Source organism: Colwellia sp. (assembly GCF_013215345.1).
Lineage (GTDB): Bacteria > Pseudomonadota > Gammaproteobacteria > Enterobacterales > Alteromonadaceae > Colwellia.
Genome location: NZ_JABSOV010000036.1, coordinates 14,445 through 36,202 on the forward strand (window position 1 = coordinate 14,445; position 21,758 = coordinate 36,202).

A 21,758-nucleotide genomic window follows, 5' to 3' on the forward strand; every position below is an offset into this window, starting at 1 on the left:
CGGGCTTTTTTATTGCCAGATTGAGAGTTAATTAAGCAGCCAAGTCGCTAGCTATTAGCTACTTAATCAGTTACCTCATTAGATCAGTCATTAAATAACATCTTTGTTAATAGTATCTCAATTCTCGTACTTTTCCCCAGAACACCCGGTATGAGAAGACGGTATAGCTGAAAATCACGGGCACTACTATGATCACTCCCCATAATAAAAAGCTTAAAGATTCAGGCGCTGCTGCGGTTTCCCAAATGGTTAATTTACCCGGTACTATATAAGGGAAAAAACTAAAGGCTAAACCAAAAAAGCACAAAGCAAATATAACAACAGCAGCAACAAAAGGTCGCCAACAGCCTTTATCATTTATCGCAGGTAATTTTTTCAACTGTAATAAGCTGTAAACAAATAAGGCAAAACACAATAGTGGTAAAGGCAATATGTATAGCGTGGTTGGCCAAGCAAACCATTTAGCAAAAACATCAGGGTTAATTAATGGATTTACCGCTGACACGGCTACTATGCCGATAAAACAAATAAGCCCGGCCTGTTTAGCCCAACGAACCGCTTGTACTTGTAATGCGCCTTCGGTTTTCATGATCAGCCAACATGCACCAATATAGGCATAAGCAGCAGCAACACCTAATGCGCTGAGTAAGCTAAAGGCATAAGCTGCTAGCGAGTCTTCAAAGCTCATAACATACATGCCTAGCATATAACCTTGGCTCATGGCCGCAAGTAATGAACCGACTTTAAATACCTTGTTCCAGGTTGGTTTATGGCTAAATGCTGCTTTGGCTCTGAAATCAAAAGCGACCCCGCGAAGTACCAAGCTAATTAATAATACCGCCGTGGGTAAATAGAGCTCTTTAAAAATGTGGCTATGGGCTGATGGGAAAGCAATTAACAACAAGCCAATAGCCAAGACAAGCCAGGTTTCATTGGCATCCCAAAAAGGGCCAATAGATGCAATCATGGTATCGCTATCATCTTTTTGTGAAAGTGGTAGCAATATACCAACACCTAAATCAAAGCCATCTAATATGGCGTACAACAATATCGAAAAGCCCATTAGCGCAACAAATATTACGGCCAGTGAATTAGCTTCAAACATTATCATTCTCCTTGGTATTCGGTGACTGGTTTGTTGAGTGAGCTATTGCTGGGTGAAGCACAGGTTTAACTCTCTCATCATCGGTGATTTCTTCAATTTCAACCGCACGTCTTGCCATGGTAAATAGTGTGTGTAAATACGCGGTCATTAACACTGCATATAAAGTGAGGTACATGGCGAGAGATAAAGCGACATTACCAGATGCTATCGTGGTAGCTGCATCTTTAACGGTTAAAATACCGGTAACTAACCAAGGTTGTCGTCCTATTTCAGTAACATACCAGCCTGCTAATGTTGCTACCCAGCCAGAGAAACTCATGGCCACCAATACTCTTAATAACCATGTTGGCAAAGGTTTATCGCGCCAAAGCTGTATTCGGCTAAACCAAGAGATGGTTAGCATTAACATACCAATGCCAACCATTATACGAAAAGCAAAAAATACTGGCGCTACGGGTGGGTGATTGCCTTCAAATTCATTTAAACCTTTTATTTCGCCATCAAAGTCATGGGTTAAAATGAAACTGGCCATTTTGGGTATGGCTATTTCAAAGTGATTGGTTCTTTTTTCTTCATCAGGTATAGCGAACAGTAACAGCGGTACACCTTTTTCGGTATGCCAGATACCTTCCATGGCGGCAATTTTTTGTGGTTGATGTTCAAGTGTATTCAAACCGTGTAAATCGCCAAGAAAAATTTGTACCGGTGTTAAAACCATAGCGACAGTTAAGGCTATTTTTAAGGTAAGTTTAGGTGCTTGTTTATCATCACCCTTGAGTAATCTATAAGCACTAATGCCGGCGATTAAAAAGGCGGCGGTTAAGCCCGAGGCAATAACCATATGTGATAAACGATAAGGAAATGAGGGGTTAAAAATAATCGCTAACCAATCTACCGGAAAAGCAACACCATCACGCATTTCGTGACCTTGTGGAGTGTGCATCCAAGAGTTAAGCGCCAAAATCCAAAAGGCGGACAAGGTAGTACCTATGGCGACAATTAAGGTAGATAAAGTATGTACTCTAGCGGAAACTCTTTTTATGCCAAATAACATAACACCAAGAAAACCCGCTTCGAGAAAAAAGGCGGTTAATACTTCGTAGCCCAATAAGGGGCCGGCAATATTACCAACGGTTTCCATAAATTTGGGCCAGTTAGTACCAAACTGAAATGACATGGTAATGCCGGTAACTACACCAATAGCAAAGGTGAGAGCAAATATTTTTACCCAAAATCGATAGGCGCGCATCCATACGGGTTCACCGGTTTGATCAAAGCGTAATTTGAAAAAAAACAAAAACCAACTTAACGCTATGGTGATTGCTGGAAAAAGAATATGAAAACTTATATTGGCGGCAAATTGAATGCGGGACAGCATTAGGGTTTCAAGCATAATAGACTCCGTTAGCTTATTACTTACACAGGCGGTAATAAGCGGTCTGTAAATTGAGAAAGTTTAGTAAGTTAATAATTCAGTAATTAATTAAATAAAGCAGAAAGTAAAAAAAACACTTAAAAAAGGTTAAGCTCATGCTTAACCGTTACTTGATTAGTTGATTAATTTATCTTTAAAATTGAGTATTTTGCTTACGCCAGAGCCTAGTTTCATCAGCGTATTAAGATTATCAGGGCTCATGCTTTGTAATTCTCCTGCCCAATGAGTGATAGTTTCTAGCAAGTCATGAATTTCATGCATCTGTTTTTGTGCATATTCTTCTTGTTGATTAGCGGGCTCATTTAATAAGTTATCGCGCAGTAGTGACAGTGTTGGATCTACTTCGCGTTTACGGCGCTCTTCAAATACCCGAGTTGCCATCTCCCAAATAGAACCCGCAGGAGAGTAATACTCTTTTCTGTCTTTAGGTTTATGCTGAACCTGAACTAAACGCCAGGATTGCAGCTCTTTAATGCCCATGCTGACATTGCCGCGAGAGATCTTTAGCGCTTCAGATATTTGTATCGCACTAAGCGGCTCTTCAATAATAATTAGTAAGCCATACATTTGGCCAACAGTGCGATTAAAGCCCCAACGGCTGCCCATTTCACCACAATGCATAACGAAAGATTCTATTTTTGAAGTAAGTATCATATGTTTGTTCTGAAGTTTCAGTAATTTCTGAAAGTTTAAACTTATGTTGATATAGATCAAGGGTTAATTGGTTTTATTTTGTGCTGTATTTGTTTGGTAAATAATAAATATAATTATATGAAAAGGATATGTCGACATAAGTCGTTGTTATATTTTAATTAAATTATTATATCTATTAAATGTTAACTAACATTGGCAGTATTACAGGGGGAGGTGTTTTAACAAAGTGAAAAATAGTGATAATGGCTAAAATGAATGAGCTTTAAAAAATAAGGAGTAAAACTCAGTCGTTAAAAGTCAGTAGTTAAAATTGACTCAGTATTATTTCAGGCAAAAAAAAACATGTCTAAATGACATGTTTTTAACAAGAGTTTAGTAGGTTTAAAAAACTAGACTAATAAATCCTGAATATTTACTAAGTCTTTTTTACCTTTGATGATTTCATCAGGTGTTAAGCCCGATAATTCATGTGGGAATACTAACCATTCATCAGAGGTATGAATAAAGTAATCAGGGGCAAAGTCTACTTTTGAATTTTGCGGTTTATACCAAGGGCAAGCAGTACGCACATCCAGTGGCATGTTGTTACGCATATTTTTCTTTAACTGCTTAATTAAGGCTTGGATGCTTCGACCTGAATCAAATACGTCATCAACAATTAATAGACCATCGCTGGCGTTAGCATTTTCGATAATGTAATGCAGGCCGTGAACCTTAATTTCTTTACTTTGCTGGTTGATACCATAATAAGACGAAGTACGAACGGCAATATGATCAGTTTCTACACCTTTAAAGTCGAAGTATTCTTGCACAGCGATACCAATAGGTGCACCACCACGCCAAATACCGACGATAAATTGTGGGCGAAAGCCATCTTCAAATACTTTGGCGGCTACACGAAACGAATCTTCTAATAATTCTTGTGCGGTAATAAAACGTTTTTCCATTGCCGAGGAAACCTTTGTTGAAAAATTAATAAGCGCTAATTATAACCTGACTGTAGAAAATAGTGTACCGATTACCAAGATTAAAATATGACAAAAGTGCTGAAACGAAATTATGCCTTATTAACAAATGCATAAGAGTGAGCTTTAGGGCAGGGGCGGAAGGTAGGCGGTTAAAGATAATACTACTTATGTTTGAGGGAAGAATATTACCGGTATATTTGTTATATGTATCCCCTTCGTTAACCACTAGCTAGTGGATAACGTTCATAGGTAGTTTTACTTATGTGTGGCTTACCTTTATAAGACAATAAATCGATTAAACTGCTAATGTGTTAAATTTCTGTTTGACCTTAGAGTATACTCCAAGCTTTATAATGTAATATATTAGTTAGGTGAGCGCTGTTAAAGCGTTAAATAAGGGATATATCATGTATAGAATTGGTGAACTGGCAGACAAGTTATCGGTATCGACAGATACGCTAAGGTATTATGAAAAACATAAACTTTTAGCTGCGACCAGTCGTGCAGATAATGGTTACCGTTTATATAATGAAGAAGCGCTTCGAGTCATGCAGTTTATTATACGTGCGAAAGGTGTAGGTTTTAGTTTAAATGAAATCAATGATTTACTATCCATTAAAATTGATAAAGCCAGTCATAGTTGTGCGGATGTAAAGTCATTCACCGAGCAAAAGCTTACCCAAGTGAATGATAAAATAGCTGAGCTGCAGTGTTTTAAAGGCTCACTGGAGTTATTAGTTGCAGCTTGTTGTGGCGGCGAAGAAGAAGCGACCCACTGTTCCATTTTATCTGCACTGGAGAATGTCGATGCTATTAATAAGTAATTTTTGGGAGTTATTTGTCCTTTCTGCTCCTTGGTTGATGTTAGGTTTGTTGATCGCGGGCATAATAAATGTCTATCTACCCAAGGATTTCCTCAATAAACACTTAGGCAGTGATGGTCTGCTTACCACAATAAAAGCAGCGCTAATTGGCGCACCTATGCCACTTTGCTCATGCGGTGTTATCCCTGCTGCTTTAGGGTTGAGGCGTGCGGGCGCTTCGAAAAGTGCAACGACTGCATTTCTCGTTTCTACCCCTGAGACAGGAATAGACTCTATCTCGGTATCTTATGTGTTACTTGGCCCTTTTATGGCGATTATTAGGCCTATTGCCGCGGTAACCAGTGCAATTGTTGCTGGTATGTTGGTCGGCCGTGATAGCAAAGATGAGCTAGTTCAGCTTGAAGCTCAAACCAATACTAAAACAGATAAGAAAACTGAAAGTAAGGCTGGAAATAATGATAAGTATTGTTGTGCAGGTAAAGAAGTAAAGTCTGAAATTACAATAGCTGCAACTAATGAGCAAGTAAGTTGCTGTGCTAAACCAACAGTGGCAACTAAAACCTCATGCTGTGCAGGCGAGACTAAGTTAGTAAGCAAACTCGCATTACCACAAGAGTCGGTGCTAGAACTTGAAACAGAAGCTCAACAAGAGCTTAAACAAGACCATCAACCAGAGCAAATCAAAGCATCAGCAGATACATGTTGCAGTACCAAGATAGCTGAAGATGATACCACTAAGGTGTCGGCTTTTGCTAAGCTAAAACAAGCGGTAGCGTTTAGCTGTACCAAGCTGCTAAGTGATACTGCAGTTTGGCTGTTAATAGGTTTAGGATTTGCTGCTATTGTGCAAACTTATGTACCTATAAGCTTCTTTAGCCAATGGGGCAGTGGCATCTTAGCCATGATAGTGGTGATTTTAATCTCTATCCCTATGTATGTTTGTGCTACGGCATCAACACCCATTGCTGCAGGTTTATTATTGTCTGGCGTTTCTCCCGGGGCGGTGTTGGTATTTATGTTGGCAGGTCCCGCTACGAATATTGCCACCTTGGGCGTGGTAGCAAGTGAGCTGGGTAAACGCGCGGTTGCTTCATATTTAACTGGCGTCATCGGTGTCGCTATTATCTTTGGCTTTTTAACTGATTTCCTAGTGGAGCATTACGACATTGAAGTGGCGCCTATGTTAGGAGAGCACCATGAAGTGTTACCCAATTGGCTATCACAATCTTTCGCCTTGATTCTTGTCTTACTGCTAGTGCGATTGTTGGTATTAAAGTTCACAGCCAAAAAGGAATTACTAAAGACATAAAAGTAAGTAACCTCAATTCTGGTTAATGAATGTTTGATACTTGCAAAGTAACTATTAATACCAATTGGTTGCAATACCAATAAAAAAAATTAGTCTATTTATATCACTCAATATTGATAGTTTAGTGTTTATCAAGGCGGTTATGTGTACCCAATAGCTGGCTATTGGTAGCAGAACTAACGAAGATAGGTGCTAAAATAACTTATTGAGTAACTTTGCTTATCCAGAGCTGAGGTTAAGTAGATGAACTCAATGAAAAAGCAGCTATTATTAGCTGCTTTTTGCTGAAGGGCTCTAAAGTTCAATGAACTAAGTTAATGGACTAAGTCATTGAACAATGAAGATGAAAACTAAGTTACTAATAAGCGTAATTAAAAAGTAATTACTGCTCAGTAATAGTTAGCTTAACACCGCCAAATTCACCATCAAGGGTAATATAATGCCAGTAAACAGTAGGGTCTAATTCAACAATTAAACTATCAAAATTACCATCACCATTAGCATAACCGTTGTTGTTTTGAGCCGTAGGCCAGCCACCAGCTTTATACATTATGTCTGCATTACCCCAGCCGCCAGTTGTTCTTAATTCAAAACGGGTAGCTAAGTTGCCGTCGTTACGAATAATAAACGATGCACCACCACTTGATGAATTGATACATTCAACAACTTGATTCATAGTCACAGTATTATTGTTTTTATCATGTTTGTTTGCTGGAACATTAACAATACATGGCGAAAAATCAGTACTGATTGTAATCGGCTCACCTGCCCAGTTACCAGCAGTGCCAGAAGCAGCAGAGTTAGTATCATTAGGGCCAAATTCAACAATATTACTGCTACCTAATACGATGCCGTTAACTAACCATTCATTAAATTCTGCATCGAATGAAGTACCAATATTATTGATAAATGTTTGGTATTCAGGGTACTGACCACTACGTGTTAAGTTTAATATTTGATTAACATCGTTTCTGTGCTTTTCAAACATGAAACGTACTGCTAAATAACCCCAACGATAAACACGATCTTGACCAGAACCATAGTTATTTTTAAAGATTTCAGATAAGGCAACTGCTTGAGTTTTACCCAAAGTAACGGCATTTGCATAACCGTCGCCATAAGAAATGTACTCTCCTAAGCCTTCAGACCACCAAACCGTATTAACTGACATACCTAGAGAGAAATCACCATACAAGTCGAAACGACCATCTAAATAATGAACGTATTCATGCTGTAAGTTCCAAACGTGAAAGTCAGGTCTCATCCATGCAGCTTCATAAGCAATGAAACGTGCTTGGTTTTTGGCATTGATTGGCGCACCTTCTAAGTACATACCGCCATTGTTGGTATCCATATTGAAGAATAAGCCTGCATATGTACTATATTCCTCTGAAGAATCAAAAATAACTAGTTCTAATGCTTCATTAGTATCGTCAGCAACCGGTACATAACCAGTACCTAAGATATTATGGAAGTTAGTTTCTTGGTTACCTAATACTTGACAAATCCACGCTGCTTGATCGTTATACATATGTTGAGCTCGAATTTTTAAGCTAGCAGAACATTTGTAGTTAAAGGCTAATGTTTCTTGTTCTAAGGTAAAAGCAAAACCACAAATATTATAGTAACCACAATCAGCACGATCATAATAATCAGCCATGCTAGCAACGCCTATCCAAATATTCTTAGTATTGTCGAGTTTACTTGTGCTATCTAACATACTTTTCACATAAACTTTAACTTGCGCTTCCATCTCAGGGATATGGTATAAACGAGAAAGTTCACGGGTAGCATTATATAATACGTAATCAGCATCAGTACCAATTAGGTGGCGTTTGCTTGATTGGAAGTTATTTAATGCTGTTAGTATCGCATGGTCAGTTGCGTACAATGCACGCATATCTGTATCCCACTGTGCACGGAATATTGTGGTGAATATCGAGTTAGCAGCAGCGTTCATGTTGAAGCTTGATGCCCAGTCAGCATTATATTCGTTCAATACACGTAAAGTGATATCGTTAAAGTCAGCACCTAAACCTGCTGAATCAACATTGATTAATGCTTCTTTTAATACACCACCATTACTTTCACTTGCAAGCCAAGAACTGCCGTTGTTAAAGAAAGTGCGCAAAGCAGTTTTGATACTTGCTTTTACTGCTGGTGTATAGTCAACGATATCTGTTGGATGAGCAAATTCCACATAAAACGCACCACGGAAGAAGTAGAATAACGCTTCTAAACCAGTAGTATCTTCACCAGTGTAAGATGAAGCACGAGAGTTAATTGCATTAGCAATTGCTATCATGTTTGCTTCAGAGAACAATGCTGTGGCATCAGGTCCGCTAATGTTATAAATAGGGCTAACATTTTGTGGGTGTGTTAAAGCAATACGCTCAACTAAGGCCGCACCGTTTAAACCAATAAAGCGTGTAGCATCTGTTGGGAAACCGTCATCTGGAATGGTTGAACCACCACCCGTAGTAGGAATATCTTTTGGATCAATGGCTACTAATAAGCTCACTTCTGAAGCTGAAGTACCATCAAGTGATACGTATAACCAACCTTTGTTAGCAGTAAAGCTAATTGACTCGTCAGTACCAACATTGTTTGATATATGATCGTAACTTGTTGAGGTAGCCCAACCTTGTTGGCTAGTTAACAAGTCAAATTCACCGGAGCCGCCACCCGTTGAAACAATAACATTAATATTGTCTGCTGGTACATGGATAGCATATGACGAAGTACCCGCTATAGTGTTGATACATTCAACTTGGTTGAAGTTCACTCTACCTTCTACCGGTGTTTCAGCGCCACACATGCCAGGGTTAGCCGGTAAGGTTGGAATATTACCAGTACCGGTGCCTGGATCTGGGTTAGGAGTAGTGCCGTTATCAGCGCTAACTTTAAAGCTAACTTCCTGATTAAGCCCAAAAACACTGATATATAAAGTACCAGCATTAGCCGTTAATTTTAGGGTCTCGTTTGTGCCATCACTTACCGAAGAAGCAGTGTTGCTACTGCGAGTTGCCCAGCCGCCAGTGTTAACATAAATGTCAGCTTGACCTGAGCCATTTTTAGTTTCGATGACTAGCGGCGTATTATCCGCTGGAACGTCGATGTAGAAGTATTGACCGTTACCTGAAATACATTCTTGTGACTCTAATGTTAATTCATAGCCAGCTAAGGTATTTGCGCCACACATAGTTGGTGTGCCATTACCTGTACCAGGATCAGTACCACCAGCATTTACATCTTTAACATCTAAAGTAACTTGTTGATGGGCACCAAAAACACTGACGTATAAACGGCCGGCTCGAGCAGTAACAGCAAGTGTTTCTTCAGTACCTGAGTTATATGTACGTTGAGTGTGGTTAGAGCTTGTTGCCCAGCTATAATCGCTAACTAAGATGTCAGCTTCACCTGTGCCACCTGACGTTTTAATTTCTAATGCGGTGTTATCAGCATCAACATCAATATAAAAATATAGACCGTTTCCCGATATACATTGTGTTTGGTTTATTGCTAGTGCCCCGCCTGATGTGGTTGTGCTACCACATTGAACCGGTGCATTGGCGCTGGCGGTAGTTGATGCTAAGGCACCAAGTACCGTGGCAACGGCGAGTAATTTATTTTTAACAGAATTTGACATGTGTCTTCCCATTTTATGGAGTAAGGCTATGCAACCCCCTCCTATTTTATTATTTATTTTGCTTTTTGAAGTTACTCTTTAGTTAAGTCTTAGTGACTCTTCTCGCTAGAAAAGCGCTAGCATTGCATTGGTAACATATTTCCCGGTATTTCCATCATTGATGAATAAGGAAAAATGTTTATGTAACAATTCTGAAACATAATTGTATGCAATATATTGTAGAAAGTATGTTTTGTATACTAAATAAGCATGGTTTTTTAATAGTATTAGCGGGGGAATCTCAGACAAAACGGTTGTTTTTAATACTATCTGTATGTATATAAACAATAAAATATCAATATTTTAATGATGGTAAATATTGAAAAAACGTTAAGTTAATTAACATGTAGTTAACTTATTGGCATATTCGAGGTGTTTTTCTAGGTTGAAAACAACTCGGTTGATGTAATTTCAAACAATATCACCTTGTTATTTTCTTTTAGGGTATGTTACCTTTATTGTATTCAATATACATTTTGTGAGTTAAATATGAATAAAACAACATTGTTAACGGCTGCTTTAATAGCGGGTATAGTTGTTGCCTTTAGTTATAGTTTTTTAGATGATGATGCAAAGTCGGCGAAAAGCCAGCAACAAGTAATATCTGATAGTGCTCAGGTAAAGGCTCCGCCATCTTCGCCAAGTAATGTAACTAAAGCTGTGACAGTTACTGGTGAGAAAAATAGTGAACAAGAAACGGTTGTTGTTGATGAAAATAGCTATGTAAGAAACGCACCACCACCGCCTATTAGCTCAAATAAATCAAAAGATGGTCGTTACACTACACCTCAAGCCCATGGCCATGAAGAAGTAGCCAACAATCAGAAAAAAAATGCACCACCGCCACCAACTGGGGCGAACTAAACAATTGCGGTTGACTATTACCGTTGAGAATAAAAATCCCTAACACTGATTAGGGATTTTTATATGAACCTTAAATATTCTATGGCTGTGCGTTTAGCGTAACACCTGAAAAGCTCGAATAAGCTTTTAACCCAATATAGACGGTTTCACCAGCGCCTAATGGCACTGAACAAGTTTCATTGTTGCCGCTTTTATAGGGACGACAAGTATAACTATTTTCTGTAGGTTGACCGGTTTTACTGGTATATAAATCGGCATCACCACTACCACCAGCAGTGTTAACCGTTACGGTTTCAGCTGTTTGTGCGGTATAAGTGTATTGTAGCCAGTTTCCTGTTGTTGCGGCTAAGCCCGTTTTTGGAAAATCACTAGGCGTAGAGACCGTATTAGTGGCAACTAGCGAAGCGCCGCTATAAGCACTGTAGCCAATCAACTTAATATATACTCTGCCAGCACTGGCTAACTGCACATCACAGCTTTCATTATTGCCACCAACAAAAGGACGACAGTCATAATCACTTTTGGTGGGGATAGTACCTTTTTTCACATAAAGATCAGCATCTCCTGTACCGCCACTTAGTTGTACATCAACACGAGTATTTGCTTGTGTGGTATCAATATAAAATACTTGCTCATTATCTTTTGCGCCGGCAAGGCTTGATAAGACAATGCCTGATGTTAAACCGCCATTACCATTAGTGTTTACGGCAACCGTAAGTGTGTCAGTATTGGTTGCGCCACCATTATCAGCCACAGTTAGTGATACATTATAAGTACCACTACTGCTGAAAGTATGTTGCACTTGATCGCCAAACGCTGAACTACCATCACCAAAGTTCCATTGGTAATCAGTAATTGAACCGTCGGTATCTGAAGAGCCAGCGCCATCAAAATTACAAGTTAACTCAGTACAATTTTTAGAAATAATTGCCACTGGTGGCTGATTAGTACCACCGCCGCCGTTATCACCAACAGGCACTGTATTGCCAAAAATACTGGCAACTTGTGGCCATATTTTATCAATTCTTACCCCTTGGTTTTCACAGCCACCAAAGTGATGTAAGGCAATTACATTATTTGAACTGCTTGCCAGTACAGGTGAGCCTGAAGAGCCACCAATAGTGTCACAGAAATAGCCGGTATCTGTGCCTGTAGCTCGACCATTGGCAGAAACTGCATCTATTTGGCATAAACCACCACTGTTTTGATCGCTTTGAATCGACAATTCTTTCGGATTACCTGAGCCATGCTGAGGAATATAAATGAGCTCGCCTTGGGCTGGGCTTCTGACATCGAGGCCAAAGTAACCAAAACCGGCAATACTGGCGAAGTTATTAACTGTAAACAATGCGTAATCTAGGTTGTAGTCTGTTTTAAGTAGAGATTGACCGGTGACTTTTACAACAGAATCAAGCGTACTGCCGTCACAAGAAGTATGTTGGTAATTAAACCATATTTCAGTATCTTGCAATCTTGCTTCGTTATCTAAACAATGGTTGTTAGTGAATAAATGATTGCCTGAGCCAACGCGCCAACCAGTACATAACCCACTACCAGCCATTAATAAACGGACAACAGGGCGGGTACGTTCATACTCTACCGGGTTACTTGATGCCCAACATTGCACATCTTTACGTTCATTTACACCACACGTTGATTCAATGCCAATATCTGATGACATATCGACATTGCCTTGCACTTGCAGGTTATTAATTAATTCAGAGTCATTTGTTGGCAAATCATTTTCAGTACCTGCTTTATAGCTATCAATCACTAATTGATGTGAAGGTAACCACTGTACATTCACGGGAAGTACAAGCTTAACCAGCGCTTTTTCACCAAATACAGACATTGCTGAAAATTGCACAGTGCCATTTTCACCTTTTAAGGTATTAAAAGTTCTTGGGGTATTTGTTGCATTATCATAACGATAAACTTCACTACCATCTTGGCTAGACACTAATACATAAGCACCATTGGGTATATTAAATACTTTAAAGTGCACCTTAATAAAACTTGCCCCTGCGCTTTCAAGGGCAAATTCTTGCACTCTTTCAGCTGAATTCTCGGCATTTATTGATAACTGAGTCGATTGGTTAGGGTTAAAATTTACATCTGCAGATTTATGATCAGCAATAATTACGGGGGTGTTGTTTGCAGGGGAGACTTCATTAGCAGCGACAGAATTACTAACAAAAAGACATAGCCCAAGTGTGGTAAATAATGTTTTCATTTAAGTTCCTTTTACATTTTTTGAGTTGGCATTGGTACCTCTCCTACCCAATGCTCGATTAAAACCAAATAAACTATAGTACTAAATTAACATTATGCTCACATTTCATTAACATTATTGTGAGGGCTATAAAATTATTTGAAGACAAAAAGTATCGTTGCTTGATTACAACTCAGCAGTACTAAAATCTTGGTTCCTCATAACCTTTAGGTATGACCTTGATAAGGTTTGTTAATTGCTTGCTCTATTCCGCTATGTTCTTATTTATGGTCTGTCTTTTTTTTAGGCAACAAAAAACATACTGGAGATAAAAAATGATAAAAAAAAATACTCTTTTTAAATGTTGTTATTCCTTTGTTCTAACTATTACATGTGCTCAAGTCTATGGCGAAAGTGAAAACTTAGTTTCTTTCACTCAGGGTACTATTCCTGTACTCATTACTGCGCCGCATGGTGGAAATTCACAGCCAGATAATGTCAGTATTAGAACCGGTACGAATATGCAAGGGGTTACTGTTGAAGACTTTAATACGGTAAAAGATAGCTGGACTAAAGGTATAGCCCAAGATATTCAAGCTAAATATGAACAAAAATATGGTGGTATCCCTTATATCGTCACAGCTGAATTTCATCGTAAATATATTGATGCTAACCGCCCAGAACATCAAGCTTATGAAAGCCAAGCTGCACAGCTTTATTATGATAGCTATCAAAGTAAAGTTGTTGAATATATTAAGGAAATAAAACAAAAGTTCGGCAAGGGAGTCTTATTAGATATTCATGGTCAAGCACAGCAACCAGATAAAATTATTCGAGGAACCCGAAATGGAATCTCGGTGCAAAACTTGGTCGCTGAACATGGTTGGGATTCGATTGTGGGTGGTAATGGCTTCTTTGGTTTATTATCCCAGCAAGGCTTTACGGTTGAACCTGAAAATTCACATATTCCGACTACTTCCGATCCAACGCCTGAAGGTGCTTTAAGTGGCGGTACTACCCTAAAACATAATGGTAGTCATAATTTATTAGGTCTAGATGCTATTCAATTTGAGATAGGTAGCAATATTCGCTTTTCAGAAAGTCAAAGAGAGTACTTTAGCGATAATATGGCAGATAACATTAATACCTTTATGACTAATTATTTTTGTAATAGCAATGTTGCTACTTTCCCTTGCTCCCCGGCAACTGTGTTAATTGATTTTGATTATAAAGGTTACTATGAGTCTAATGACTGGAGCAGCTCAGGTGCTGTAGATAACTTCCCATCTAAAGGGCTTAGTAAGTCTCGATACACTAACAGCGAAGGTGAAAATACTAGCTGGAGTGCAACGGTTGATCAAACGGGTACATACCATGTTTATGCTTGGTGGACTAATACCAAGTCAAGCGGCTCTTCATATAACCGAGATGGCTCGGCTGAATATGTTATTTCAACCGAAACCAATAACTTAGTAGTCACTAAAGATCAAAATAGCGCAGGTGGCCAATGGGTATCTCTTGCTGCTATGCAAGTACAAAAGGGAGAAACTATCAAAGTAAGTCTTACTCGAGAACATGATGGTGATGAAGGCTCGGCAACCGTTGCGGATGCCATGAAAGTAATTTGGGGTGGCATCCAGTAAAGAATTCTGTGTAACTGCCTATTTTAGAATAAATCTTTTAGACGGTCTTTGAATTTAATCATAAATAGATTCAAGGCCGTTTTCCCCGTATTTAAGGGGGGAGGTTATTTTGATAAAGGCTAATTCACAGCTAAATAAGAGCTAAAGAATAACTAAATAGTAGCCAAGGTATTACTCAATATATTCCACTTTATGCTGTTAACTCACGGCATAAAGTGGAATATATCTATAGGTCTATAGACATCAAAATAAATCATGCTTCAGCCTTTCTTAAGATGTTTCTCATAATATTTTATCTATATTCCCATGAAATTATTATGGCTTGTCTGTTTAGCTTCTTGCACCCAATACATAAAGTTAGAAGGTAAGTTAGCAAACATCAATCAGTATTTGGTTGACTCTTTTAAACGTTGATAGTACAAAGATTTAACAATTTAATAATATTAACCACAAGGAAGTAACGTTGCGTATTTTAACGCTATTTTTTCTCATACCGACACTTTATATCACCAACGCTCAAGCTCTAGTTGAACAGCAATATACTCATTACAAGCTCTGGGTTGATTGTAAGGAAAGAGCTTCAATTGCATTCTACTATGTGGCATCTGAAGACAAGGGGAATAAGACTAAATATAATTCTTTTTATGATGACCCGAGCTTACCTCAATCTTGTCAGCAATTATCACGTGAAGCCTATAGCCACTACAACGATTTTGAATCTAAATACCACAGAGCTCAACTAGCCGCTGCGAACCATTTTGATTTCGACAAGGCAGCATTAAAGGAAGCAAATTTTATGGCAAATGTACTGCCGCAAACTTTGCAGTTGAATCGCGGAGCATGGAAAAGAACTGAAGAGTTAGTTGAATGCTACAGAGATAGCTTTGATGTTGTTAATTATGGTGGCGTAATTTGGGGCACTGATAGTAGGAATGATTTATTCGTTAATAGTCATGGTATTAGAACGCCTGATTATTTTTGGAGGGTATTAGTTGGTGAATATAAAAGTCAAAAATACTTCTCTGCTTGGATTGTTCCAAATGCCAACGATGCACGAGCTTCAAAACTTCAGCACTATGCTGTGGGCATAGAGCAATTAATTGCACGTGTGGAATATGAAGAAATTAAATCACTTCTCAATTCGTTGGAAGTAAAATTTGGCAAAAAGTTTAAATATAATAAGGGGTGCAAAGCATATGTATCATAAGTCACTTTGGTTGAGCATATTCATTATTGTTCTATTGTCAGCAGCTTCACATTTTTTAGATTTTGGACACGGTCTTGTCTGGATAGGTTTTGAAACGCCAAAAGACTTTTTTCTACTGCTTTTGAGGCTACTATTCTTATCCTTAATCGTTGAGCGGGTGGTCGAGCTATATGTCATCTTATATAGAGCACCGGGTAGAGCTAAAGTAGAAAACGACATATCCCTGGCTATGGGTGATAAGTTGGAGATAGCTAAATTAAGCTTTTATAAAGCAGATACTGCTCGAAAAACGGCATGGGTAGGGTTTAGTTTGGGTGTCTTAATGGCTGTAGTTGGCATTAGAATTTTTACAGGTATGTTCGACTTCGATGACGCCTCGTCGGTGCAAATAATTATGTTTGACGTTTTTGAACTTTTCACCATGGGCGCGTTAATGGCCGGAGGTTCAAAAGGAATTAACCAAATAGTCAGTACAATTGAGTTTTTTGCTCAAAGGCCTAAGTTAATAGCCGGGTCCAAATAGCTGCAATTTTTTCGATATAACAAAGAAAGCGAAATAGATGAAAAAGTAGTTTAAGTCTGAATGAAATATCTGGATAAAAGCTGAACAGGGCATTACATAATAACTGATGTATTCTCCCATAACTGGCATTTTTAGGTACCGGTTATGGGCTTATCAGGCTTGCTTATCTATGTCAGCTATTTCACTAGCCTGTTATTGCTCTTTTTAAATTAGCCGTACATTAATTTAGTGCGGTAATTAGCGCCAGTTTTACTGTTTACATAGATGCGCCAGCGTCCGCCACGCTTAATACCAAAGACACTAGCAGCATGGCCAGTTGCCATGTATTGGCGGGCATCTAACGAGGTACCACCGGTGATGCCTGGGTTATTGGCAATGATGTGCGCGGAAAGATCCTGTAGTGCTCTGGCCCGAGCATCAAAACGGTTATTTCTATCACGAGTTCGGTAATTTCCTTGTGACTCAAACACCGACTGCAGAAAACTCTGGCCTGCTGCTGCAACTTGAATGTTGTGATGGACAATAATGAGTTTCTGTGGCGTTTCAAAAACAAGAATGCCGCAACCGTCCACCTGAGCGGTAAAGAACAGTTGTGCTTCATGCTTTAATTCAATGGCATAAGCCTGATCTGCACTCCATTGTAAATAATAAGCGCGATCATTAACAAAGTTTCCGGCGGGGGGGCGAGTTGTTTGCGCCCATAACGCGCTGGTTGGCGCAATTCCGGTATTGTCATAACGAAGAGATATAGGTGTGACTCGGGAGTCGGAATACTGAAAAGATGTTGGCACACTGCCGTTAAAATTTTCAGTAGATTTTATGGTGTTGCGAAACGGTACACCAGGCGTGGTTACATTTATTCTTAAACGGCTAACCGGGCCACCATTGAGAAAAGTGACAGGGTTATTTAGAAACTGACGGTATTGAGTATTATCCATGATGAACTTCCTTATTTTAGATAAATAACATTTAATTTTTTCATACCTGTCGTTATTTTTTCAGCTTCGCTGCATAACAAAAAAGTAACGACATCATTGCTGTGAAAATTTTTGGCCCATAATAACTTTTGCCAAATGAGCAACACATTTATTACAGGCTTAACATAACAAATGGCCTATTTACTTGGTGAATTACCTCAATAGATAATAAGCAACAAGGCTTTTATTTAACCAAGAGTTAACTATTTATTAACCGTTAATTGACTATGACACACATCATTACGCAATAAAAGACTAAAGATTAAATATGAAGATAGGAAGGTGGTTGTGCGTGGTCTGTTGATTTTATTGGTTTTTATGGTTTAGGCGCGTTTGTTTTAGTAGCGGACGGCGAGGGCGAAGCTTGAGAATAAAGACACTCACCGTTAATTGTTATACTTTTGTAGCAATGAGTAAATTTCAGGAATAAAAAACCGCAATTAAGCGGTGTCTTATCATAGACGGTGCTCTGTCTATAACCAATAATAAAAGTCACATCAAAGAGGAAGCTTCCCGTAACTTCCTCTTTGTATTATTTCCCTTCTAAATTATTTACAGCGACTGATTTATTGTTCTACCAATAAATCAGCAAATTTATAACCAGTTAAATTATTTATTACCTTGCTAACATAAAACATAAGGCCACCAAGCATTATCATTGATGGTATTGCAATGATGGGATAACTCATTAAGGTCATATGACCTAGTTCTTCATTAAAAGAAACTGTCCCAGCAGGACTCGTTACAAGCCACTTTGCTAATACATAATTCATTACGGCTGAAAAGATAAACGTTAATGCCAATAACTTATTAGCAAATCCTATTTTAGCTTTAAATAGCTCAGTCTTCCCTGATGCACAAAGTTTTTCATATATCAGTTCGACCTTCAACATTGATTCATTCAATAATAATTTTGCGATTAAAGGTTTACCATACACACCAGAGAACACGACAAATACAGCGATTAACGCCGGAATAGAGGCTTCTTTGATTGCGAGCCAATGGACACCTAACTCAAACAAGGCAATCCCACCTGTTAATAGGGTACTTAAAAAGCCAAATACAGATATTAGGTTCATTTCTTTAGTTCTAAGGTAATCATAAACGGCATACCCGAGAGGGAATGCTAGGGCTATGATTAATCCGGCCACTACCCCAAAATATTCAGGACTGGAAAACTTCATTAGAACCCAAGAAGGTAGGGCTACATTAAAGATAATTTCCAATAATGGGTTGTTTTTCGGTTTTTTCGTTGTCATATTTTATTACCTGGATATTCTTTTATTGTTTATCTTTGTGTTGCTAAGCTAAGTGTTTTATTAAGTAAACTGTTACGACGGTCTCTAAGCCAACTTTTAAAGCTCGTAAAAAAAATGGGGGCAGAGTAAATTTAATATCTATAGTTCCCCCCTTATATAATAATATATCTCCATAATTTTTATGTGCCTTCCTGTTAACTTTTTAAGTGCTCATTTAAACTACTTACTACCTGTCCAAAGCTATCTTTATGCTGTTTTTTAGTTAGTGCATCAAAAATAATGAATTTAGTGTCGCTGAAAAATATAAGCCTAAGCCAAAATAAAGTGTGTTAGTAAGCTGCGAAATCTTGCAACAATTTTGATTTCTTCAAAAATGTAACTTAAGATCAAATGAGTAGTAAAAGAATAGGGGAATAAAATGCATTATTTAGTAAAAATAATAAGCCTTTTATTGATAAATTTATTCCCTATAGCACTAGCTACTGATTATAACATCATGTCTGAAGAACTCCCTCCATGGAATTATACTGAAAACGGATCTCCCACAGGTGTAACCGTTGAAATAGTACGTGAAATTTTAAAAAAGATTAATCATCCCGATACCATTGCAATTTATCCATGGGCAAGAGCTTACCAAATGACAAGGTACGGGCGGAATAATATACTTTTTACTATGGCAAGGACTCCCGATCGTGAACCTCTTTTCAATTGGGTTGGACCTATTGCAACTGAAAAAACCTATTTTTATAAAAATAAGGATACTAAATTACATTTAGAAAAATTATCGGATGCAGACGATACTGATATCTTGGTAACCAGAGGTTTTCCAGAACAAAAACTTTTATTGTCTAAGGGATTTAATAACTTATTTATAACCCTAAAAACTATCAATTCTTTCCAAATGTTAGCCAAACATAGAGCTGAACTAGTAGTATCTGGGGAGTTCACCGTAAAGTATTTCATTAATAGAAATCTAATTGATGGTGCATTGATAGAGCGAATAAATATTGAATTATTAAAATCTGACTTATACATCGCATTTTCTAAAAACATTCCCTCAAATGAGATTATAAAATGGCAAAATGCACTCAATCAACTCAAAACGTCAGGTAAATATGATGAGATATTTAAAAAATATATGGGGGAAGGTGTAAAATGATGAAAATTTTTTCTTTTCATGGCTACGCTCCTTTGTATTAAGGATAGCGTTGCATTCACCATTTGAACTCAAGGCTCAAAGCCGCCTGTGGGATTTCATCTCAGAACGCTAACTGATGCCACAAAATGGTCTAAAACTTGAGATTGATACACTCACAATTCCCAGAGGCAGGAGACATAAGCTGTCTGTTCGACAAGTTGACCAAACCAAGCTTTACACTATGAAAAGTTACTTTTATAAAAAATATTTTTTAAATTATTTAAGCTGATATTTTTCATTTCTCACGACAGGTACAACACCTTTTATGGTCATGCAAGAAGCTGTTTCCGTAATATCCAGTTTATGATAATTAAGGGCGATTGTCATGGCTATAAGAGGGCAGCATTTTTGTCCATCAACTAACATCGTTTTGTGATGACTTGATTTTATTTGATGAATTGCTTTTGGGGTAGAAAATTCCATTTTAAAATATTCTTATTTAATTACTCCATATATTGACTAGTATAGAAAATACTATACACATAGCAAGGTACTATCGGATGACAAAGTAGAAATACTAGAAAGCATCAACTTTAGTCTCCTTTACACTTTTAAGTGATACAAATAAGACTTCGTGACTGGCGACTATGATGTAGAGTCGGACTATTTATTATGATAACCCTGTGTCTGAATTAGGTCGGCTTTGTGCTTTGAGGAGCATGATTTCCTGGGATATACTCGTCTAAAATTCAAGGAGGATTTCTTTCATGCGTCAATATATTCATATTTTATTCGCTGCTATCTTAGCCATGTTTATTTCTGGCTGCATTAACCAATCAGTTACAGTAACACCTTATGATCAGGCTGTTTCCCTTCGTAACGCAATAAATACAAACGATTTTTCCTTATTATCTAAGGCTATTACCCTGCCGCTAGCTCTTAGTAAGCAAGACTGGGCAACGGCTATTGATGGATATGGTTATGTTTTGGGTGCGAAACATACTCAAATAGCAAAGAATACTAAAGATCTAAACGAAGTATTTAGAGTATTAGAACAGATCGAAATAGAAGGTGAATATCATTTAGAACAGGAGTTTACTCTTACAGATTTTAAGGATGAGTTTGCCGGTATTGATAACCACTGGGCATATCTGAAACTAGTCGTTTTTTATCGTGGCCAAGGCGATGTTGAACACATTGTGGTTTTAGGATTAGATAAAACAACTTCAAAACTGCGGGCAATATATATTAATTAGTTTAAAACTCTGCGGCCAACCCTGTAAATGTGGAGCGGGTAGGTCCAAACATTTAGATGGTATTCCATCTGATCTAAACAGCAGCCACTTAGTTACACTCACCAGTAAATTTACCGCAGAAAAGGCGGATACACTCGATGTTTATTTAGCTTTCGATTGACGACCCTGAGTGACGAGGAAGAGGAATTGAGCGTTGGTAGGAAATGAAAGGTTTTACCCCCGTTTAGTAATACGGGGGTAAAGTTTTTTCGGAGTGCCTCTGTCAGCGTTATATACCAACACTTACAGTGATTTGTCAGTTTTGCGTTTGTTCTTTTTTTAGCGAAGCGTTAATAAAAAAAACAAACTGCCCTTAGCGAGCGAAGCGATTCATTTAATGTCTAGTTACTAATCTTTAGTCTCTTCTGCACTTCTTCGCGTAGCGAGTGCGCCCCTTGGTAACTGTGAACCTCAACTCGCAATCAAACGATTAACTAAAAGTAGGTCATCGCTAAGGACTTCTCTGTGCGCAAAGGGGAAGTTAGCAATAATTTTTTTGCCCTATATTTGCTAATGAATGAATCATTCACATAATGTTACTAAGACGTCTTAGTAACACACCATTAATTAAAAATAGCACCCACAGAAACCACCTAACCACATGAATTTACGTCGATTTATTTGGCGCATGGTGAAAGTCAGTTACTAAGACGTCTT

The 21,758-nt window shown here is 38.1% G+C and carries 17 protein-coding genes; 8 read left to right on the top strand and 9 right to left on the bottom strand.

What is annotated here, in order from left to right:
- Positions 1–106 precede the first annotated feature (106 nt).
- The 4 genes from cydB to HRT50_RS07570 form a co-directional block, all read right to left on the bottom strand.
- On the bottom strand, positions 107–1,105 hold the full coding sequence (gene cydB / locus HRT50_RS07555; RefSeq protein ID WP_291613005.1) for a cytochrome d ubiquinol oxidase subunit II: 999 nt from the start codon (positions 1,103–1,105) through the stop codon (positions 107–109).
- The gene (locus tag HRT50_RS07560; protein WP_291613007.1) at positions 1,098–2,498 is read right to left on the bottom strand and encodes a cytochrome ubiquinol oxidase subunit I; all 1,401 of its coding nucleotides are present in this window, start codon (positions 2,496–2,498) and stop codon (positions 1,098–1,100) included. The genes cydB and HRT50_RS07560 overlap by 8 nt, the downstream gene beginning before the upstream one ends.
- A gap of 156 nt (positions 2,499–2,654) precedes the next feature.
- Positions 2,655–3,194 carry a MarR family transcriptional regulator gene (locus HRT50_RS07565; RefSeq protein WP_291613009.1) on the bottom strand — a complete coding sequence of 180 codons (540 nt, stop codon included), beginning with the start codon at positions 3,192–3,194 and terminating at the stop codon, positions 2,655–2,657.
- 389 nt (positions 3,195–3,583) lie between these two features.
- Positions 3,584–4,141: a phosphoribosyltransferase gene (locus HRT50_RS07570; protein WP_291613011.1), complete on the bottom strand. Its 558-nt coding sequence runs from the start codon at positions 4,139–4,141 to the stop codon at positions 3,584–3,586.
- A 428-nt stretch (positions 4,142–4,569) separates the two neighbouring features.
- On the opposite strand from HRT50_RS07570, the gene zntR reads away from it, so the two are divergent.
- Positions 4,570–4,986 (top strand): Zn(2+)-responsive transcriptional regulator, encoded by a 417-nt coding sequence (gene zntR, locus HRT50_RS07575; protein ID WP_291613013.1) that lies wholly within the window; start codon positions 4,570–4,572, stop codon positions 4,984–4,986.
- Positions 4,970–6,295, top strand: a complete 1,326-nt coding sequence (locus HRT50_RS07580; RefSeq protein WP_291613015.1) for an SO_0444 family Cu/Zn efflux transporter — start codon at positions 4,970–4,972, stop codon at positions 6,293–6,295. The genes zntR and HRT50_RS07580 overlap by 17 nt, the downstream gene beginning before the upstream one ends.
- A 382-nt stretch (positions 6,296–6,677) precedes the next feature.
- On the opposite strand, the gene HRT50_RS07585 is transcribed toward HRT50_RS07580, so the two are convergent.
- Positions 6,678–9,944 carry a collagenase gene (locus HRT50_RS07585; RefSeq protein ID WP_291613017.1) on the bottom strand — a complete coding sequence of 1,089 codons (3,267 nt, stop codon included), beginning with the start codon at positions 9,942–9,944 and terminating at the stop codon, positions 6,678–6,680.
- 528 nt (positions 9,945–10,472) lie between these two features.
- On the opposite strand from HRT50_RS07585, the gene HRT50_RS07590 reads away from it, so the two are divergent.
- Positions 10,473–10,847 carry a hypothetical protein gene (locus HRT50_RS07590; RefSeq protein WP_291613019.1) on the top strand — a complete coding sequence of 125 codons (375 nt, stop codon included), beginning with the start codon at positions 10,473–10,475 and terminating at the stop codon, positions 10,845–10,847.
- 79 nt (positions 10,848–10,926) lie between these two features.
- Here HRT50_RS07590 and HRT50_RS07595 read toward each other — a convergent pair whose 3' ends face one another.
- Positions 10,927–13,080: a PKD domain-containing protein gene (locus HRT50_RS07595; protein WP_291613021.1), complete on the bottom strand. Its 2,154-nt coding sequence runs from the start codon at positions 13,078–13,080 to the stop codon at positions 10,927–10,929.
- 314 nt (positions 13,081–13,394) lie between these two features.
- On the opposite strand from HRT50_RS07595, the gene HRT50_RS07600 reads away from it, so the two are divergent.
- The 3 genes from HRT50_RS07600 (at position 13,395) to HRT50_RS07610 (ending at position 16,432) form a co-directional block, all read left to right on the top strand.
- Positions 13,395–14,702: a hypothetical protein gene (locus HRT50_RS07600; RefSeq protein ID WP_291613023.1), complete on the top strand. Its 1,308-nt coding sequence runs from the start codon at positions 13,395–13,397 to the stop codon at positions 14,700–14,702.
- 463 nt (positions 14,703–15,165) lie between these two features.
- Complete coding sequence (locus HRT50_RS07605) at positions 15,166–15,909, top strand: DNA/RNA non-specific endonuclease (RefSeq protein WP_291613025.1); 744 nt, start codon at positions 15,166–15,168, stop codon at positions 15,907–15,909.
- Positions 15,899–16,432, top strand: a complete 534-nt coding sequence (locus HRT50_RS07610; RefSeq protein WP_291613027.1) for a hypothetical protein — start codon at positions 15,899–15,901, stop codon at positions 16,430–16,432. Before HRT50_RS07605 ends, HRT50_RS07610 begins: the two co-directional genes overlap by 11 nt.
- Before the next feature lie 209 nt (positions 16,433–16,641).
- On the opposite strand, the gene HRT50_RS07615 is transcribed toward HRT50_RS07610, so the two are convergent.
- Positions 16,642–17,370, bottom strand: coding sequence for a hypothetical protein (locus HRT50_RS07615; RefSeq protein ID WP_291613028.1), 729 nt, complete (start codon positions 17,368–17,370; stop codon positions 16,642–16,644).
- Between the two features lie 605 nt (positions 17,371–17,975).
- Positions 17,976–18,668: a VC0807 family protein gene (locus HRT50_RS07620; RefSeq protein WP_291613031.1), complete on the bottom strand. Its 693-nt coding sequence runs from the start codon at positions 18,666–18,668 to the stop codon at positions 17,976–17,978.
- A gap of 418 nt (positions 18,669–19,086) precedes the next feature.
- Here HRT50_RS07620 and HRT50_RS07625 point away from each other — a divergent pair, with 418 nt between their 5' ends.
- A complete protein-coding gene (locus HRT50_RS07625; RefSeq protein WP_291613033.1) occupies positions 19,087–19,827 on the top strand; it encodes an ABC transporter substrate-binding protein in 741 nt (246 codons plus the stop codon).
- Between the two features lie 255 nt (positions 19,828–20,082).
- Here the strand turns inward: HRT50_RS07625 and HRT50_RS07630 are convergent, their stop codons facing one another.
- A complete protein-coding gene (locus HRT50_RS07630; protein ID WP_291613036.1) occupies positions 20,083–20,289 on the bottom strand; it encodes a hypothetical protein in 207 nt (68 codons plus the stop codon).
- A 284-nt stretch (positions 20,290–20,573) separates the two neighbouring features.
- On the opposite strand from HRT50_RS07630, the gene HRT50_RS07635 reads away from it, so the two are divergent.
- Positions 20,574–21,062 carry a hypothetical protein gene (locus HRT50_RS07635; RefSeq protein ID WP_291613037.1) on the top strand — a complete coding sequence of 163 codons (489 nt, stop codon included), beginning with the start codon at positions 20,574–20,576 and terminating at the stop codon, positions 21,060–21,062.
- The last annotated feature ends 696 nt before the right edge of the window (positions 21,063–21,758 follow it).

Coding starts and splice junctions, on each gene's coding strand:
- HRT50_RS07590 (WP_291613019.1), top strand. CDS start 10,473: ATGAATAAAACAACATTGTTAACGGCTGCTTTAATAGCGGGTATAGTT.
- HRT50_RS07585 (WP_291613017.1), bottom strand. CDS start 9,944: ATGTCAAATTCTGTTAAAAATAAATTACTCGCCGTTGCCACGGTACTT.
- HRT50_RS07635 (WP_291613037.1), top strand. CDS start 20,574: ATGCGTCAATATATTCATATTTTATTCGCTGCTATCTTAGCCATGTTT.
- HRT50_RS07580 (WP_291613015.1), top strand. CDS start 4,970: ATGCTATTAATAAGTAATTTTTGGGAGTTATTTGTCCTTTCTGCTCCT.
- HRT50_RS07615 (WP_291613028.1), bottom strand. CDS start 17,370: ATGGATAATACTCAATACCGTCAGTTTCTAAATAACCCTGTCACTTTT.
- HRT50_RS07565 (WP_291613009.1), bottom strand. CDS start 3,194: ATGATACTTACTTCAAAAATAGAATCTTTCGTTATGCATTGTGGTGAA.
- HRT50_RS07610 (WP_291613027.1), top strand. CDS start 15,899: ATGTATCATAAGTCACTTTGGTTGAGCATATTCATTATTGTTCTATTG.
- HRT50_RS07620 (WP_291613031.1), bottom strand. CDS start 18,668: ATGACAACGAAAAAACCGAAAAACAACCCATTATTGGAAATTATCTTT.
- HRT50_RS07570 (WP_291613011.1), bottom strand. CDS start 4,141: ATGGAAAAACGTTTTATTACCGCACAAGAATTATTAGAAGATTCGTTT.
- cydB (WP_291613005.1), bottom strand. CDS start 1,105: ATGTTTGAAGCTAATTCACTGGCCGTAATATTTGTTGCGCTAATGGGC.
- HRT50_RS07560 (WP_291613007.1), bottom strand. CDS start 2,498: ATGCTTGAAACCCTAATGCTGTCCCGCATTCAATTTGCCGCCAATATA.
- HRT50_RS07625 (WP_291613033.1), top strand. CDS start 19,087: ATGCATTATTTAGTAAAAATAATAAGCCTTTTATTGATAAATTTATTC.
- HRT50_RS07630 (WP_291613036.1), bottom strand. CDS start 20,289: ATGGAATTTTCTACCCCAAAAGCAATTCATCAAATAAAATCAAGTCAT.
- HRT50_RS07595 (WP_291613021.1), bottom strand. CDS start 13,080: ATGAAAACATTATTTACCACACTTGGGCTATGTCTTTTTGTTAGTAAT.
- HRT50_RS07600 (WP_291613023.1), top strand. CDS start 13,395: ATGATAAAAAAAAATACTCTTTTTAAATGTTGTTATTCCTTTGTTCTA.
- zntR (WP_291613013.1), top strand. CDS start 4,570: ATGTATAGAATTGGTGAACTGGCAGACAAGTTATCGGTATCGACAGAT.